Source organism: Lacipirellula parvula (genome assembly GCF_009177095.1).
GTDB classification, from domain to species: Bacteria; Planctomycetota; Planctomycetia; order Pirellulales; family Lacipirellulaceae; genus Lacipirellula; species Lacipirellula parvula.
On record NZ_AP021861.1, the window covers coordinates 460,579 to 476,820 of the forward strand.

General features: G+C 63.7%; 15 protein-coding genes. 11 read left to right on the forward strand and 4 right to left on the reverse strand.

Going from position 1 to position 16,242, the window contains the following annotated elements; genetic code table 11:
- Positions 1-508: 508 nt before the first annotated feature.
- The 4 genes from PLANPX_RS01740 to PLANPX_RS01755 all read left to right on the forward strand — a co-directional run bounded on the left by PLANPX_RS01740 (position 509) and on the right by PLANPX_RS01755 (position 4,652).
- Positions 509-1,636: a dockerin type I domain-containing protein gene (locus PLANPX_RS01740; RefSeq protein WP_152097056.1), complete on the forward strand. Its 1,128-nt coding sequence runs from the start codon at positions 509-511 to the stop codon at positions 1,634-1,636.
- A 96-nt stretch (positions 1,637-1,732) separates the two neighbouring features.
- Positions 1,733-3,061 (forward strand): PEP-CTERM sorting domain-containing protein, encoded by a 1,329-nt coding sequence (locus PLANPX_RS01745; RefSeq protein ID WP_172991796.1) that lies wholly within the window; start codon positions 1,733-1,735, stop codon positions 3,059-3,061.
- A gap of 91 nt (positions 3,062-3,152) precedes the next feature.
- On the forward strand, positions 3,153-4,232 hold the full coding sequence (locus PLANPX_RS01750) for a DUF1559 domain-containing protein (RefSeq protein WP_152097058.1): 1,080 nt from the start codon (positions 3,153-3,155) through the stop codon (positions 4,230-4,232).
- Between the two features lie 6 nt (positions 4,233-4,238).
- Positions 4,239-4,652, forward strand: coding sequence for a hypothetical protein (locus PLANPX_RS01755; RefSeq protein WP_152097059.1), 414 nt, complete (start codon positions 4,239-4,241; stop codon positions 4,650-4,652).
- A 39-nt stretch (positions 4,653-4,691) separates the two neighbouring features.
- Here PLANPX_RS01755 and ilvA read toward each other — a convergent pair whose 3' ends face one another.
- Together ilvA and PLANPX_RS27095 are read right to left on the reverse strand one after the other, a co-directional pair.
- Positions 4,692-6,197, reverse strand: coding sequence for a threonine ammonia-lyase, biosynthetic (gene ilvA, locus PLANPX_RS01760; protein ID WP_152097060.1), 1,506 nt, complete (start codon positions 6,195-6,197; stop codon positions 4,692-4,694).
- Between the two features lie 40 nt (positions 6,198-6,237).
- Positions 6,238-6,387: a hypothetical protein gene (locus PLANPX_RS27095; protein WP_172991797.1), complete on the reverse strand. Its 150-nt coding sequence runs from the start codon at positions 6,385-6,387 to the stop codon at positions 6,238-6,240.
- A gap of 21 nt (positions 6,388-6,408) precedes the next feature.
- On the opposite strand from PLANPX_RS27095, the gene PLANPX_RS01765 reads away from it, so the two are divergent.
- Both PLANPX_RS01765 and PLANPX_RS01770 read left to right on the forward strand, forming a co-directional pair.
- Positions 6,409-9,219: an ABC transporter permease gene (locus PLANPX_RS01765; RefSeq protein ID WP_152097061.1), complete on the forward strand. Its 2,811-nt coding sequence runs from the start codon at positions 6,409-6,411 to the stop codon at positions 9,217-9,219.
- Positions 9,220-9,248: 29 nt separating this feature from the next.
- Entirely contained in the window at positions 9,249-10,013 is a 765-nt protein-coding gene (locus PLANPX_RS01770) for an ABC transporter ATP-binding protein (protein ID WP_172991798.1), read from the forward strand.
- A gap of 242 nt (positions 10,014-10,255) precedes the next feature.
- Here PLANPX_RS01770 and PLANPX_RS01775 read toward each other — a convergent pair whose 3' ends face one another.
- The gene (locus tag PLANPX_RS01775; protein WP_232536278.1) at positions 10,256-10,912 is read right to left on the reverse strand and encodes a PepSY-associated TM helix domain-containing protein; all 657 of its coding nucleotides are present in this window, start codon (positions 10,910-10,912) and stop codon (positions 10,256-10,258) included.
- Position 10,913: 1 nt separating this feature from the next.
- Positions 10,914-12,590: a DUF2271 domain-containing protein gene (locus tag PLANPX_RS01780; RefSeq protein WP_152097064.1), complete on the reverse strand. Its 1,677-nt coding sequence runs from the start codon at positions 12,588-12,590 to the stop codon at positions 10,914-10,916.
- Positions 12,591-12,824: 234 nt separating this feature from the next.
- Between PLANPX_RS01780 and PLANPX_RS01785 the strand changes: the two genes are divergently transcribed.
- The 5 genes from PLANPX_RS01785 (at position 12,825) to PLANPX_RS01805 (ending at position 16,225) form a co-directional block, all read left to right on the forward strand.
- On the forward strand, positions 12,825-13,580 hold the full coding sequence (locus PLANPX_RS01785) for a tetratricopeptide repeat protein (RefSeq protein ID WP_152097065.1): 756 nt from the start codon (positions 12,825-12,827) through the stop codon (positions 13,578-13,580).
- An 84-nt stretch (positions 13,581-13,664) separates the two neighbouring features.
- Positions 13,665-14,195, forward strand: coding sequence for a flavodoxin (locus PLANPX_RS01790; protein ID WP_152097066.1), 531 nt, complete (start codon positions 13,665-13,667; stop codon positions 14,193-14,195).
- A gap of 95 nt (positions 14,196-14,290) precedes the next feature.
- Positions 14,291-14,458, forward strand: a complete 168-nt coding sequence (gene hemP, locus PLANPX_RS01795) for a hemin uptake protein HemP (RefSeq protein ID WP_152097067.1) — start codon at positions 14,291-14,293, stop codon at positions 14,456-14,458.
- Between the two features lie 385 nt (positions 14,459-14,843).
- Positions 14,844-15,815 carry a DUF1559 domain-containing protein gene (locus PLANPX_RS01800; protein WP_172991799.1) on the forward strand — a complete coding sequence of 324 codons (972 nt, stop codon included), beginning with the start codon at positions 14,844-14,846 and terminating at the stop codon, positions 15,813-15,815.
- A complete protein-coding gene (locus PLANPX_RS01805) occupies positions 15,812-16,225 on the forward strand; it encodes a hypothetical protein (protein WP_152097069.1) in 414 nt (137 codons plus the stop codon). The genes PLANPX_RS01800 and PLANPX_RS01805 overlap by 4 nt, the downstream gene beginning before the upstream one ends.
- The last annotated feature ends 17 nt before the right edge of the window (positions 16,226-16,242 follow it).

Sequence of the window (16,242 nt, forward strand, 5' to 3'; positions counted from 1 at the left end):
GACCGATTCGCTCCCTGCTCGCCGATTCCAGCGCCGTGCGGGTGTGGGCTGCGGCAACAGGCAAGTGGAAGCTCAAGTACTTTACTTACTATCTTGCTTCCCTTCCCAGGAGTCTTCCATAGAATTCCACCAAACTTCCGGCGAATTCCTCGGCGGTGGTTTTGGCGCTAGCGTGGACGGCCGAAAACGCCCTGTGAAAAATCACAGTTTTTTTGCGGTCAAGAACAGGGACGATTCGGCAAGTCGTAAGTAAAATGACCAGTAGGCTTGGCGGCCTTTTCAACTGCTCAGCGGCGTTGCGTGCTGAATTCCCGTGATTTTCAGGCATTCGCAACAATTCGGCGGCACTCTCCCGACGCGTGATCTTTTCGAAACGACCGCAAGTTCGCTTTCCTTCGACTGCTAATCAGCTCCCTCCTCCTGTTCCTCGCAGGCGGCTCACTTCCCGAATCTGATCTTCGCAAAAAATTTAGGAACCAGTGAAAGTACTTTAACTGGGGTCGCATCTATGAAACTCTCCCAATGGTACAAGGTTCTCGGCGCCTCGTTGGTCGCATGCGGCATGCTCGCTCCGGAGCACGCGCAAGCGATCAACATTCCCCTGGCAGATCCCAGCTTTGAGGCCTATGTCCTCACCACGCCTGGGGCCGGCGGCTACGCCTACTCCAACAAGTACGCCTCCACGAGCGCGTGGATTGGTCGTCCAGGGGCCGGCAACTATCAGAACGCCGGACCGCAAGGCAGCAACTGGATCTACAGCGCCAGTTATGCCGAGGCGGGCGCGGTGACCAAACGCCCTGCCCCGCGCACAGGCACTCAGGCCATGCATGGCCGCGGCCTGATGAGCGGCCAGAAGTTGGCGACGACGTTTGAAGCTGGCGCCACCTACACCTTCTCCGTCTACGCTCAAGGCGATAACGACTCGCAATTGCTTGGCCCTCCCTACGGCTGGCAATCGCGTATCTTTCTCCACATCTACGACGCTTCGCTCTATGGCAACGACCTCGGACCGAACGGCGAAGACTACGAAGTCACCGGCGAGAACTCGCTGACGTACAACGAAGAAGAATACAACCCGATCTCGCCCAGCTTCACCTACTTCCCGCACGATCGCTTCGCGCCGTCGGAGCCGATTCCGCCGGATGGCGCGCAAACTCACCCGGGCAACTTCGTCAATCGTCCCAACGGCGCGACGGCCGCTCAGAGCCAGGCCGCTTGGCAGAAGATTAGCGTCAGCCATCTCGTGTTGCCTGGTTCGCCGGAGGTCGGCAAGCCGATCGGCGTCGCGTTCCAAGCATTTTTGGACGGGGCCGTCGACGACGCCGCGCTGACGAAAGTCGACCCGGGCGATTTGAACGGCGATTTCGTGCTCAACTCGCTCGATTGGAACATTCTGCGTACCAATCAATTGGCCGACCTGTCGTCGATGCCCGTTTCGCAGTCTTACTTCTTGGGCGATCTCAACGGCGACGGGCAGAACAATCACGCCGACTTCTTGATCTTCAAGACGTCGTACGACGCGTCGAATGGGGCCGGGGCGTTTGTCGCGATGGTGGCGGCCGTTCCAGAACCTTCGGCGGCGCTGCTAGCCGCATTGGCGGGCGTCGGCCTGCTGGTTCGCCGTCGCAACAAATAACTCATCCGCCAACGCCGCCTCGTCATTCCTGGCTTCACCTCAAAACAGACCTCGTGCTGAGTCGCTTCGATGAAAATAACCAACTGGCGTAGAACTGTGGGCGTTTCCCTGGTGGCCGCGGGGCTGTGGGCTCCTTCGCAGGCTCAGGCCGTGGACATTCCGCTCGGCGATCCGAGCTTCGAGGCGTTCGTCGTGCCGCAGTCGGGTCCGGCGGCGCACTATGCGTATTCCGATCTCTATCGCCCCACGAGCGCGTGGATCGACGACCTCGACATGACGGAGCAGGACGACGGCGAGGGGAACTGGATGTACGATTCGACCTACGCTGAAACTGGCACGTTGCGCGGCGCCCCGCGGACGGGCAATCAGGCGATGCATGGTCGTTTCAGCTACAACATGCAGAAGGTGGCCAACGTCTTCGAGGCGGGCAAGACCTACACCTTCTCGATCTACGCTCAGGGGCACTCCGATACGAACGAAACGTTCGACGAGGCCCGTTCGTTCCTCTACTTGTTCAACGGCTCGCAACCGTTCGCCGAAGAGACTTCGCTGACGTTTAAGAAGTTCAGCACGACGACTGGCGACTACTCCATTCGCCCCGTCGGTTCCACGGCGGCGTTGAGCAAAGCCCTGTGGCAGAAGATCAGCATCAGCCACACCGTTTACTCCGACAGCCCGGAACTCGGGCAACCGATCGGCGTTGGCTTCTACGGCGGGGCCGACGTGACGTTCGACGACGCTTCTCTGTCGGCCGACGTGACGATCCTGACGCTGGAAGTGAACACTACCAACGGCACGACGCGGATCGTCAATCAAACGGGCCAGCCGGTCTCGCTCGATTACTACCAGATCACGAGCGCCTCCGACTCGCTGAACAAGGCGGCTTGGAACAGTCTGCAAACGCAAAACCTCGCTGGCTTCCCCGCCGGCAACGGCACGGGCAACGGTTGGGAAAAGGCGGGCGCCGCCGATGACGGAGCGATCGGCGAATCGTTCCTCACCGGCAACAGCCAACTCGCCGCGGCTGGCACGTTGAACCTGGGCGCCGCCTTCTCGGTCGGCGATCCGCAAGATCTGAACTTCCAGTACGCTCAAGCGACCAATAGCCGCACCGCCGATTTCAACGGCAACGGCGTCGTCGACGGCAGCGACTTCCTCGCCTGGCAACGGGGTAACGGAACCGTGGGCGCCGGCGCCACGAAGGCGAGCGGCAATGCCAACACCGATCAGCTCATCAATGCCGCCGACCTGGCCATTTGGAAGAACGAGTTCGGCAACTCGGCGATTCCGAAGACGCCTGGCCAGTTGGTCCGAGGGAACGTACGGTACGTCACCTCGTTCGCCGTCGCCGCCGTCCCCGAACCATCGTCGATCGCGCTCATCGGATTGGGCGTGGCCGGATTCGCGCTGAAGCGCCGTCGATAACAGAGCAACGAGGTAGCGGGGCGAAGCGAACGAAGAGCGCAGAGAACAGATTCGCGGATTTAGAGAACAGGCAGAGTTGAGGAACGGAACCATGAGCAGGTGCGCATCAGTCCGAAAGCGAGGCCAGCGACGATTGCACGTCGCCGCTGGTTTCACGCTCGTTGAATTGCTAGTGGTGATCGCCATTATCGGCGTCCTGGTCGCGTTGCTGCTGCCGGCGGTGCAGGCCGCCCGCGAGGCGGCGCGGCGGTCGACATGTCAGAACAACCTCAAGCAGATTGGCCTCGGGCTGCAGATGCACCACGACGCCAAAGGCTACTTCCCCACGGGGGCGGCGAGCGGCGAAGGATCGATGTGGTCGTACGGCCTGCTGCCATTCCTCGAGCAAAGCGGCGCCGTCAGCATGTCGAAGGTCGGCGAAGGCGCCGCCGGCAACTTCAACTGGGCCAACTCCGGTCCCTACGATTCCACGACGATCGCGAACGACCCGGCGTCGCGCAATCTCCTGCTTTGCGAGATGCCGTTCCAAGTTTTCCGCTGCCCCTCGGCTGGCTTGCCTGAAAATCAGGCCGACGTCTCGACGCAGAACTGGATGGTGATGAAGCGGTCGCCAGCGTCGTATATCGGCAGCGCGACCGGATTTTTGCTCGACCAGAATGTCACCACGCCCAGCATGAACAGCGTTTACATGAGCGAGCTCGACGGCGTCCTCTTCGCGCTGAGCAAGATCTCGATCAAGCATGTGCTCGACGGAACGTCCAATACGATGATCGTCGGCGAAGCCGTGCACGACGCCGACGGTCAAGCGGCCATCACCAGAAGGGAAATGGATGTCGGCAGCAGGAAAGATCACTGGGTGATCGGCAGCGACGACATCGACGGCACCGGCGGCGCCACTGCCGCCCGCGATCTCTCGGAGTGTCTCGGCTCGACGGCCGTCCCGCCGAACTTTCAACGCGGGTTGCTCAATACCGAGGTCTGCGCCGGCGGCAACGCGTCGAGCGCGGACTGCCAGAAGTTTCAGTTGACGTTCGGCAGCACCCACCCGGGGATGACGCAAATCGCCCATTGCGACGGTTCTGCCGCCGTGGTGACTGACGACGTCGACCCCATCGTCTGGCGCGATCTCGCGACGCGCGACTCTCAAACGGCACTTCCCACCACCCCGTAGAAACTGATGATTCGTTTGTCTTGCACGGCTCCGCGCTTGCCGCGTTTCTCCACGCGAAGCCTGGCGTTAATCGCGGCGCTGCTCGCGTGCGTTGGGTGCGGCGGCGAGCAAGCTCCTGTCTCCAATGCCAACCAGCTGTACATCGACGCCCAAGCGCAGCTGACCGCCGGCAATCGCGAGGAGGCGATCAAGCTGCTGACCGCGTCGATCGACGCGGAGCCGATGACGTGGTCGCTGTTTGAACGGGCGAAACTGCACGAACAACTCGGCAACGACCAGGCGGCCCTCGACGATTGCAAGGCTGCGCTCGCGATCGAACCGGGCGATCGCGACCTGGAGTGGCTGCAGAGTGAACTGAAGAAGCCGAAAGCCCAACGCTTCAAGGGGAGCTTCGCGAAGCCCCCCAGCCACAATCGTTGAGCGGGCGTCGAACGACGCTTGCCGCGTTGCTGCTTCGCTCTATCCCAGGAACAACCGGTACGCGCGGTTGTTCGTTTCATCGACGTACGGATAGCCGAGCCCGTCGATGAATGCTTGAAACGCGTGCGCATCGCCGTCGGGAACCTGGATGCCGACCAGGATTCGCCCGTAGTCGGCGCCTTGGTTGCGATAGTGGAACAGCGTGATGTTCCAGTTCGGGTGCATGCTTGTTAGAAACCGCATCAGCGCGCCGGGGCGCTCTGGGAATTGGAAGCGATAGAGCCGTTCGTTCGCGGCCAGTTCGCTGCGGCCGCCGACCATGTACCGGAGGTGCTCCTTTGCGAGGTCGTCGTCCACCAGATCGATCGCGCTGAATCGCTCCGCTTCGAGCGACTTTCGAATCGACTCGGCGTCGGCACGGCTCGCCGTCGTCACGCCGACGAGCACGTGGGCGTCACGCTCTTCGGAGATGCGGTAGCTGAATTCGGTGACGTTGCGATCGCCGACCGCTTGGCAGAGGCGTTTGAAACTGCCGCGCTCTTCAGGAATGCTCACGGCGAACAGGGCCTCACGCTCTTCGCCCGTTTCGGCGCGCTCGGCGATGAACCGCAGGCGATCGAAGTTGAGATTCGCCCCGCAGGTGACGGCGACGAGCGTTTTGTCTTGCAGGCCATGCTGCGCAGCGTAGCTCTTCAGTCCCGCGATTCCCATGGCGCCGGCCGGCTCAAGCACGCGACGGGTATCTTCGAAGGCGTCTTTGATTGCCGCGCAAACGGCGTCGGTGTCGACGACGACGAAGTCGTCGACCAGTTCGCGCGTGAGGCGAAAGGTTTCTTCGCCGACGAGTTTGACCGCCGTACCGTCGCTGAACAGGCCGACGTCGGCGAGTTCCACCCGCTGGCCCGCTCGCACCGAGCGGAGCATCGCATCGGAGTCGGCCATTTGCACGCCGATGATTTTGATTTCGGGCCGCACCGCTTTGATGTAAGCCGCGACGCCCGAGATGAGTCCGCCGCCGCCGACGGCGACGAACACCGCGTGGATTTCTCCCTGCCGTTGCCGCAAGATTTCCATGCCGATCGTCCCCTGCCCCGCGATGACGTCGGGATCGTCGAAGGGGTGAACAAACACGTAGCCGTGCGCGTCACCGAGCTCGCGGGCCTTCGCGTAGGCGTCGCTGTAGCTGTCGCCGTGGAGGACGACCTTGCCGCCGAGCGCGGCGACGGCGTCGCGTTTGAGCTTCGGCGTCGTCACCGGCATGACGATCGTCGCTTCGCAACCGAGCGTCGCGGCGCTGAGCGCGACCCCTTGGGCATGGTTGCCGGCCGACGCACAGATGACGCCGCGGGCCAACTCTTCCGCCGACAGCCGGGCCATTTTGTTGTAGGCGCCGCGGAGCTTGAAGCTGTAGATCGGCTGCGTTTCTTCACGCTTCAGCCAGACGCGATTGCCGATCCGCTCGGAGAGTTTGCGCGCGAGTTGGAGCGGTGTCTCCTTGGCGACGTCGTAGACGCGGGCGTTGAGGATGCGTTTCAGATAGTCCATCGGGCAGGGCGTGATTGCGGTGTGGCTGCGGCTGGAGAGACTAGTTTAGCATGATCGCCGCCGGCTGGTGGCGAATGTATCGACACCAAGCGTCGCGCCGTGCGACGCCTGGGCTGTCGATGGCGAGTCGACTATTCTCAAGGTGTTCTGGCTTCGCCTGCGCCAACGGCGTTGCGGTGGCGCTTGGCATTCCGTTCTCGCTGCAATTTCCATGTCTTACTCCGCGATTCCGATCCTGTTGCGCGCCAGCGTCGCCGCCCATCGCGGGCGGATCATCGCCGCGAGTCTGGCGATCGGCCTCGCCGGCAGCGTGCTGCTGGCGGCGTTGGTGGGACGCGAAGCGATGCGGCAGCAGGCGCCGCGGGCCGCTGAGTCGCTTCTTAGCGACGTTGAACTCCACCTCGCCGCGACCGATACAATCTCGCCGTTCATCGACGAGTCGCTCGTCGCCGAGCTGCGCGACGACCCGCGCGTCGCAGGCGTCGAAACCGCCGTCTCGGTGCGGGCCGTCGACATGCCGGGGACTGAGGCGGGCGAACTCGACGTGCCGACGTTCTACAGTCTCGATGACGGCGGCATGGGGGGCTGGATCCCCGGCCGGCGCGACAGCTATCTCGCCTGGGACGACGACGGGCCGCGCGGCAAATTGCTCGAAGGCCGCTGGCCCGACCCCGATGCGGTTGATGTGATTGAGGTTGTCTCCCCCGCGATCTGGCGGCAGAAGATTGGCGCTTGGCGCCGGCTCGAGAGCGATACCGGCGTCCATGTCGCCCGCATCGTCGGCGCCTGCGAAGGCGACATGGGACATGTCGCGACGACGCAAGGCTTGCGGTTCATGGCGCGGCAAATCAGTAAAGCTGCTGCCGAACGCCTCGCTGGTCACCCGCTCGCGCCTTCCGATGTGCGAGTGACGCTCCGCAAAGCCGACGATCGTCAGGCGTTCATCGACGATTGGTCGGAGCGCGTCGCGGCGCTTCCGGGTCACGTTGAAATTTGGGACGTCGAAACAATCCGCCAGGCGGGGCTCGACAATCCCACGATCGAATCCGCCCGCTTGGCGGTGATGAGCGCTGTGATGCTTGCCGCTGCGTGCGTCGTGTGCATCGCGCTCGGCGTGCAAGGCAACGGCGTTCGCGAACGTGCCGCACAACTGACGCTGCTGCGCTCGATCGGCGCGAGTCGTGGCACGTTGCTCGCCGCGGTGCTTGCGGAGGGGGCGCTCCTGGCCGCCGCCGGCTTGGCCGCTGCCGTCGCGCTCTCGTGGGCGATGATGACCGGCGTCGGTATGTTGCTGCCGTTCTTGAAGCCGCCTGCCGGGCCCGACGCGATGAGCGTCACGATCACTGGCGCCGTGATTTTGTTCGGCGTGCTGGCCGGCAGCGCGCTCCCCGCGTTTGTCGCCGCGCGGACCCGGCCCGAAGAGATGGCGGCCTTCAGCGGCGATGCCGAGCGGGCGGCCAGGTTCGCCAAGTGGGCCGCAGCATTGGGGGCGATTGTCGCCGTCGCTGCCGTCAGCGTCGTCCTACTTATCCCGGCGAGTTCGCTCGTGCGGGCGCAGTTCGCTGCGTGGGTCGGCGTGCCGGTGGTCACCCTCGCCGCGATCTGCCTGACGCCGCTCGCGATTCGCGTCGTCGAGCGTTTGTTCGTGCGGCCGGTCGCGTGGCTCACGTGGACCAACCCGCTCGTGCTCGCCGACCAACTCGCCGCCGATGGCGCCCGCAGCGCCGGTTCGGTCGTCGCGATGGCAGTCGGCCTCGGCGGCTTCTTCTGGATCCTCTGCTGGGGCGCCTCGATGATCGGGGCGTTCGTCATCGATCGCGAAATTCCGCGGTGGCTGGCGTCGATCCATCCCTACGGACTCACCGAGGTTGAAACGAAGCAAGCTCTTGCCGCGCCGCTGCTAAAGGACTTTCAGCCGCTGACGCTCGTCGATACGCGACTCGCCGGCAACGACCAGGCGCCGACGCTCGTGATGGGCGTCGATGCGTCGCTCGCGTTCGGCCAGGCGCCGACCGCCCTCCCCTTCGAGTTCATTGCCGGCGATCGCGCGCAAGCGATCGAAGAAGTTGCGAAGGGCAAGGCTTGCCTCATTAGCGATTGGTACGCATCGAGCGCCGGCATCAAGCCGGGCGACGAGGTCGCCGTCGCCGTCCCCGGCGGCGATGGCCGTGTGGAGCGGAAGTACAAGGTTGCCGCCGTCGTCGAACTCCGTGGCTGGCGGATGGCGACGAAGCTCCACAAAGTTCGCCTTCGCGGCGAGAAGCATCGCGTGATGGTCGTCCTCTCGGCCGACACGGTGCGGCATGATTTTCCCGTCGCTTACGCCAACTTCTTGCTCGGCGGGGCGCTGGTGAACGATGCCGGCGAGCCGAACCTCTTTCGCGGCGATCTGCCGCGTGAGGAAGCCTACGACGCGTCGAACCGCGAGCGCGAAGCGCTCGAAGCGGCCCTCGCCGCCGCGGTTGATTTGCAGCAGCCGATCGAATTTCAACCCGACGGCGGCCCGGCCGTGGTCGCCAAGCGGCGGATCGCGCAGGTCGACGATCTCGATCGCACACGCTTCGAGCTTATCGGCGATTGGGGGGGCGGCGCCGTCAAGCGGATGGCAGTGGCGCCGCTGCTCGCGCTCGCCCTCAGTCTATTTACGGTGAGCGGCACGCTGGTCGTCTCGCTGCGAGCGCGCTCGCGCGAACTCGGCGTGCTGCGGAGTTGCGGCCTCACGCGGATGGGGCTGGCACGGCTCGCCCTCGCCGAGAGTTTGCTGCTAGGGCTGGCGGCGATTCCCGTCGCGGCGTTCGTCGGCGCCGGCGGCGCGTGGCTGATGCTCGAGGTCGCCAACGTCGTCGGTTACCGGCTCGATTTCTCCGGCATCAACGCGGAACTGACGATTCCTTGGGTATGGCTCTGGCCGGGCGCCTTGCTCACGCTCGTCATCTGCGGCATCGCGGCGCTGCTTGCCGCCTGGCGCGTCAGTCGCACGCCGCCTGCCACGCTCATGTCGGGCGCCGCCAACCTTCGCTGAACATTCGCTCTGAACTTGCTCAACGCTCCATGACGACTACCGCCACGCCACCAGTTCTCACCGCCGTCGGCCTTCGCAAAGCGTATGGCAGCGGTACGGCCGCCGTGCATGCCGTCGCCGGCATCGACGTCGACCTCATGCCGGGAGAGATTCTGGCGATCATGGGCGCTTCGGGGTCGGGCAAGACGACGCTCCTGCACTTGCTCGCCGGGTTGATTCGCCCCGACAGCGGTAGCATCCGTCTCGAAGGAGTCGACGTCGCCGTCGCGTCCGATGCACGAATCACCGCGCTCCGCCGCGAACGGATCGGCGTTGTGTTTCAAGCGTACAACCTGATGCCGACGATGAGCGTGCTCGACAACGTCGCCTTACCGCTGCTGTTGGCGGGCAGCCGACGGTCGCAGGCTCGCACGGTCGCCGCCGAGCGACTCGCCGCCGTCGGGATGGAGTCGTTCGCTAAGCGCCGCCCGCCGCTCCTCTCCGGCGGCGAGCAGCAACGCGTCGCGATCGCTCGCGCGCTCGTCAGCAATCCGCAAGTCGTCTTGGCCGACGAACCGACCGGCAATCTGGATCGCAAGAATGTGCTCGCTGTGTGCGAGCTGCTGCGGCAAGTCGCCGCTGCTGACGGCCGCGCGGTGGCCGTGGTGACGCATGAACCGATGGTCGCCGCGTATGCTGATCGGATTGTCGTGCTGGCCGATGGGCGGGTTTCTGATCAGTTTCAACGGAGCGAGGTTGGCTCGGTGGAGCAACTTGCTACTCGCTGCTTCCATGCCGTCGACGGGATTGCATAGAAGCGACCGTCTCTCGTCGCATTCATATCGCCAGTCGCTAGCCCTCTGAGGAAGGAAATTATGAGGTCCCCTCCCCTTGAGGGGGAGGGTTAGGGAGGGGTGATTGAAGTGGGTACCAGGGTTCCACCCCCTCCCCAGCCCTCCCCTCAAGGGGGAGGGAGCCAGAACATTCAGAATGATCTCGCTTTTTTGGATAGACTTATCCAACGAGATGGAGACCGACCCCCTGGCGGAGCCAGGGGCTAGAAGGACACATACGCGGCGACGGCCAGCACAATCACTCCGCCTGCGATCGCCGTCCCCAGGCCGCCGACGCGCATCTTCCGCAGGTAAAAAATCAGCACGAACCCGGTGATCGACAGCACCACCGTCAGCACCGACACGACGTCGATGATCAGCGACCACGCCGGCCCCGCGTCGCGCCCCTTGTGCAAGTCGTTCATCACCGCGACCAGCCCGTAGCTTGCCTCGGTGACGGTAAACTCCGCCGTCTCGCGGTCGATGATCACGTCGGCGATGTACCCCGGCGCCTTGAACATGACGACGCACTCGTACTCGTCGACTTGAAACTCGCCGAGCGCGCCGCGGACGCCTTGCTCAGCTCGCAAGAACTCGACAATCGCCAACTTGTCGACGTTCGACTCCTCCGCGGCCGATTCTTTGCTCCCCTCGCCAAGCCACTTCCGATCGAGCGTTCCCTGCCGTTCACTCACTCGCTCCATATCGGCGCCGAACCAATCGGGATGGTTGAGCGTGACGCCGGTGACGCCGAAGAAGATGAGCGACGCGAACGCGAACATCGACAAATAGACGTGCAGCCACCGCATCGCCCCCGCGAACTGCTTCGAGCGATTCCGCTGATTGACGATGGCGCCCGAGTCGACGCGCCGCAGCGTCACTCTATTTTTTGGCGGCTGGTGCGGGGGCGGCGGGCTTTGGTCGGTAGGCGACGGAGGCTGACTTGATTTCAACATTGCCTTCTAGCTTCGTTGCGGCGATCGGCTCGCTGCCGAGCGCCATCTCGTGGCGAATCAACTGATAGGTCCCGTGCTCGCGAGCCGCCTCGATGAACAGCGTGTACTTCCCCGGCTTGAGCGGCGTCCCCTCGTCGCTCGTGCCGTCGAACAGCGCCTGGTACTTGCCGGGCCCACGCGTCGCGGAGGCGACCGTGCCGACCAGCGGCGTGAGCCCGACGAGCTTGCGATTTCCCTCGTTACGATACCACCGCGACAAATCGCGGTGCCACCGCGGACCGGGGCGTTCGGTTTGCAGCCACAGAACGGCTGTCTTTACCGCGAAGCCGTCGGCGTTTTCCAGCCAGACGGCGACATAGGGGCGTCGCAGCCGGCGGCCGCTGGGGCGATTGATTTCGAAGTCGACGACGAGTTCCAGCAACTCTGTGGCAGGTTCGGCTGGTTTTTCCGCTGGCGCTTTGACTGTTTCAGACGATTCCGTCGTTGGTTTCTTTGCACCACCCTCCGTTGCAGCAGTCGACGACGGCATGGCTTCCTTTGCCGTCTCTTTCGCTTCGCTGGTCGCGGCCGCCGGTGTTTCGACTTCGGCGGAAGCGAACACAACTGGCGTCGTCGTTTCGAACGAACGCCAGTTCGCTGTGCTGAACTGCTGACGGTCCGCGGTGACGATGAGCGCTGCAGCGCCGGGCGTCGCCTCGACCAGTGCGAGCGCTTCCTCCGCCGGCAGGATGTTGCAGAGCGTTGCGAGGGCGTCGGCGTCGGTCGAGTTGGCGGCGATCACCGTCGCACTCGCCGCGGCGACGGCCGGGCTGCCGGAACGCGGGTCGATGATGTGCGAGTGCCAGGCGCCTTCCACTTCAAAACCGCGGCGGTAGTCGCCGCTGGTGGCGATGGCTCGATTGGCGACGCGAACCGTCGCGATCGGCGGGGCGTTGACGGCGTGCTGCCGTGGATCGGCGATGCGAATCGTTTCCGTGACGTCGCCCGCGACGCGCATGTCGCCGCCGATGTTGAGCAGCGCTCCCGTCACGTCGGGCGCGTCCATCGTCGCGGCGAGCGCCCGTTCGGTGATAAAACCTTTCGCGATGCCGTCGAGCGAAAGCGGCGTCGCGGAGAGGCGCGTTGCCGTATTGTGGGCGGCGTCGAGATTCCAGTGCGTTTCGTTCGCGAGCTTGGCGGCCGCTGCGAGCGTGGCGGCCGACGGAGCGCGGTCGAGTTTCTCTGCTTCGCGCCACACGCGGCTTAGCGCTGCGACGCCCGGCTGAAAGGCGCCGCCGCTCGCGTCGCGCCAGCGATCGCTCGCCGCGAGGACTTCGAGTAGTTCGCTCGAAACGGCGGTCGGCGAGCCCGCGGTTTGCTGCCAGCGGCTCAATTCGCTCTCGGCGTTGTAGGTGCTGAAAACGAGCGCGAGCCGATCGATTTCCGCGAGGGCCCGAGCCTCTGCGGCTTGCGCAGCAGCGAGGTCGTCGCACGAAATCACGATGCCGAGCGACGTTCCCAAGACGTGCTCGTGATCGAATTCGTACCGCTCGGCGTGGGCGAGCGGGTGGAGGCAGACGCAACTTAGCAGGGCGATCGTCAGAGCGGCAAAGGGCTTAATCATCGATTGAATCCAACTCTGGAACAGCACCTTACGAGCGCTGTCGGTTTGAGAGTTTGCAGGAAATGTCAAATAGCGGGCTTGAAGCCCTTTAAGTGACCGTTATGCTACTGATATTGAGAGTCAGTATCAATTGTGTTGGCGGACTGAGGCGACGAATCGCCCCAAATCCCCGAAAGCCGGCTGAAAAGGCCGCGTCCAGCACACCCCCTACCCTCTATTTCTGGAGGCTTCGCCGTGGCGAATTCCGCAATCGACGACACGTACGAGCGAGCGGTTGGCTTGTTCAACGTCAACCGTATCGATGACGCCGTCGACCTCGTCACGGCCGACCTCGATCAGCGGGCCGACGACGGGCGGCTGTGGGAACTGCTGGGTACGCTCGCCTACGCGAAGGACGATTTCGAGCTGGCGCTCACGGCGATCGAGCGGGCGAGTCTCCTGATCCCGCTCTCGCCGCGAGCCCAGTTGGTGCTGGCCAAGTGCTACGACCGGGGCGGCTTCCGCGAATCGGCCTCTGCGATCTACTGCCACTTGGCGACGCTGCCCGACCTTGCCGTCGATCTGCTCGCCACGCTTGCCGCCGGACTCGGTCGCTGCGGTGAATGCGAGCTCGCGCTGCAGGTTTGCCGTCGCGCCGCGGAGAGTTTTCCCGATCGCGCCGATCCGCATCTTGGCATCGTCCATTACATGCGACGACTCCGCCGGCCGGTGAAGCAGATCCTGCCGAGCATGTTTCGCGCGCATCATCTCGAACCCGAAAACGTCGAGTACCGCGTCCGCCTGGCGTGGATGCTCCACGAGTCTGGCTGCTCGGCCGCCGGCGCCTACCTGCTCGAAGGGGTCGACTGCGAAGAGTTCAGCTGCATCCGTTGCCTGACGCTCATGCAAACGATCTTCGACAGTGTCGGCGACGAAACGAATGCCAACGTCTGCCGCCAACGATTAGCCATCCTCGCCAGCGACTGGTCTTCTCCCGAAGGCGACGACTAAGCCCCACGAACCAATCCCGCCAACCGCGCGTCCCTGCAGAAGACGCGTTTCTCACACCGACCTACGACGACAAGGAGATCTTCGATGCGAATTGGCATCTTCTACGGCTCCAGCACTGGCAACACCGAGATGGCCGCCAACAAGATCAAGGCGGAACTCGGTGAGCTGATTCCTGATCCCGTGCGCGACGTCGCCAAGGCCGCGCCGGCCGAGCTTGCCGAATACGACATCCTGCTGCTCGGTTGCTCCACCTGGAACATCGGCGAGATGCAAGACGATTGGGCCGACTTCCTGCCGAAGCTCGACCAGGTCGATCTCACCGGCAAGAAGGTCGCCCTGTTCGCGATGGGCGACGCGGTCGGCTATCCCTACAACTTCCTCGACGCCCTCGGCGAACTGTGGCAAAAGGTTGAGTCGCGCGGCGCCTCGCTGATCGGCGTCTGGCCCGCGGACGGTTACGATTTCCACGAATCGACCGGCATGTTCGACGACGACCACTTCCTCGGCCTCGGCCTCGATGAAGACAACGAGCCGGGGCTGACCGACGACCGCATTCACGCCTGGCTGCTGCAACTGGTGCAGGAGCTCGGCTTCGACGTCGGCGCGGAAGTTTAATTTCACCGCAAACTTACCGTCGCTGAAGATCGCGGTTTCGTACGGCGATCTTCAGCGGCTGAACTTTCTCCAAACTCCAGCTTCTGTGAAAGACGATGATGACCGCGCCGCCGCTGCCTGAGCGTCCCGAACCGCCCCCTGCCCCGCGTTCGGTTTCGTCCGAGGAGTTGTTTCAGGGCCAGAAGATGGCGTGCATCCACCACGACGGCAAAGTTTACCGTCTGCTGCTGACGCGTAACAACAAATTGATTTTGCAGCGTTAGTCGAGCGCTCAATTACCGCACGGTCGCCGCTACTTTACGCTTAAAAAAGAAAAGAGAGTCATCTAGGCGTCTCTGGAAACTGAGAAGTTATCCGGCTCGACGGTTGACGACGCTCTCGAACTGAAATAAGGTACTTGGATACCTGAGATTTAATCTCACTTCATTGCTTGCTAGCCAGCGCCTCTTCGCCCGCCAGCATACGAGTCTTCTGCGGTCGACTCGTCCCTCCGATAGTCTTGCTGGCGGATTCTCACGTCCCTATCCCTCCGAATTGCGAGGAGTTTAGGCGGCGTCGTACTCCAGCTATTTGCGTTATTGGCTGGTTCTCATGATTTCTAGGTTTGTGTGGCCGTATGGCCGCACATCGTTGCGAAGTCGTCGCTCGATGCGTCCGTCGCTGCACTGCGTGCAGCAATCGAAACGCCGTGCGTTCACGCTCGTCGAACTGCTGGTGGTGATCGCGATCATCGGCATGCTCGTCGCGCTGCTGCTGCCGGCGGTTCAGGCCGCCCGTGAAGCGTCGCGCCGCGCGCAATGCGTCAGCCATGTGAAGCAGATCGCCCTCGCGCTCCATCAGCACGACGCCGTCCACAAGCAACTGCCCGGGACGGAAACGTCGTACGGCTCCGGTTCGCTCCGCACGTTCACCGGCGGCAGCGCGTTCATTCCGATTCTGCCGTACATGGAGCAGCAGTCGCTGTTCGCGACGTACAACGTGAAGCGTGCGATTGGCCACGCCGACAACGCGCAGATTCGCAGCGTCGCGATTCCCGCCTACCGCTGCCCGTCGATGGCGTTCGCCGGCGCCGAGCCGAATTACGCCTGGTCGGGCTACGCGATGACCACCGGCAGCGGCTATCCCCACTTCGGCAAGTGCTGCACCGGCAGCGGCCAGCCGAAGGAAACGTACCACAACGGCGCCATCGTCGACCCGAAGAGTTCGCTGTTGAAGAAGACCAGCGTCTCGCTGATCGCGTCGCTCGACGGTAGCTCGAACACCTTTCTTCTTGGCGACATGGATGCTGGGCTGATCTATCCGCCCGCGGTCGCGCCGCCCGACACGGTCCTGTGCGGGGTCGACGTCGAAACGGGCGGTACGGTCCCGTGCTACGGCTGCCCGCTCTGGTACGACTTTTATCCGATGAACGCCAACCAAGGCGGCTTCAGCGGCGTCTTCAACGCCGATCGACTGATCACCGGCTGCGACGAATGGGTTACGTTCCGCAGCGATCATCCGGGCGGCGTCAACATGGCGCTGGTCGACGGCGCGGTCCGCTTCATCGCGGAGACGACCGCCGACGTGACGCTGCAACGCCTCGCACAGCGCGACGACGGCGAGACGGGAGCGGCGCCATGATTCGCACGACTTCGCATCGAAGGACTTTAGCGCTGGCGATCGCACTCGCCTGTTGCTTCGGCTGCGGTGGGCCGACGAAACACGGAGTTCAAGGAATCGTCACGCTCGATGGTCAGCCACTCAGCGAAGCACGAATCTTGTTCGTGCCGACGGCGGAGGGGCAAAAGAAAACCGGCTGCCTCGTGAAGGACGGAACTTACCGCCTGCTCGCCGACGTCGGGCTACTGCCGGGCCGCTACCAAGTGCAAATCGTGGATGACCCGCCTGACGTTGACCCCGATCTACCCACTGCCGAACGCAAACCGCGCCGGCCGCTGCCGGAGCTTTACGCCGCGGCCACCCCGCTGCAGGTCGAGGTCGATGAGCAAGGCGGCGGCGACTTCGACTTTGAACTGAATTCGCCCCCCTAACGACTCCGCGAAGCAGC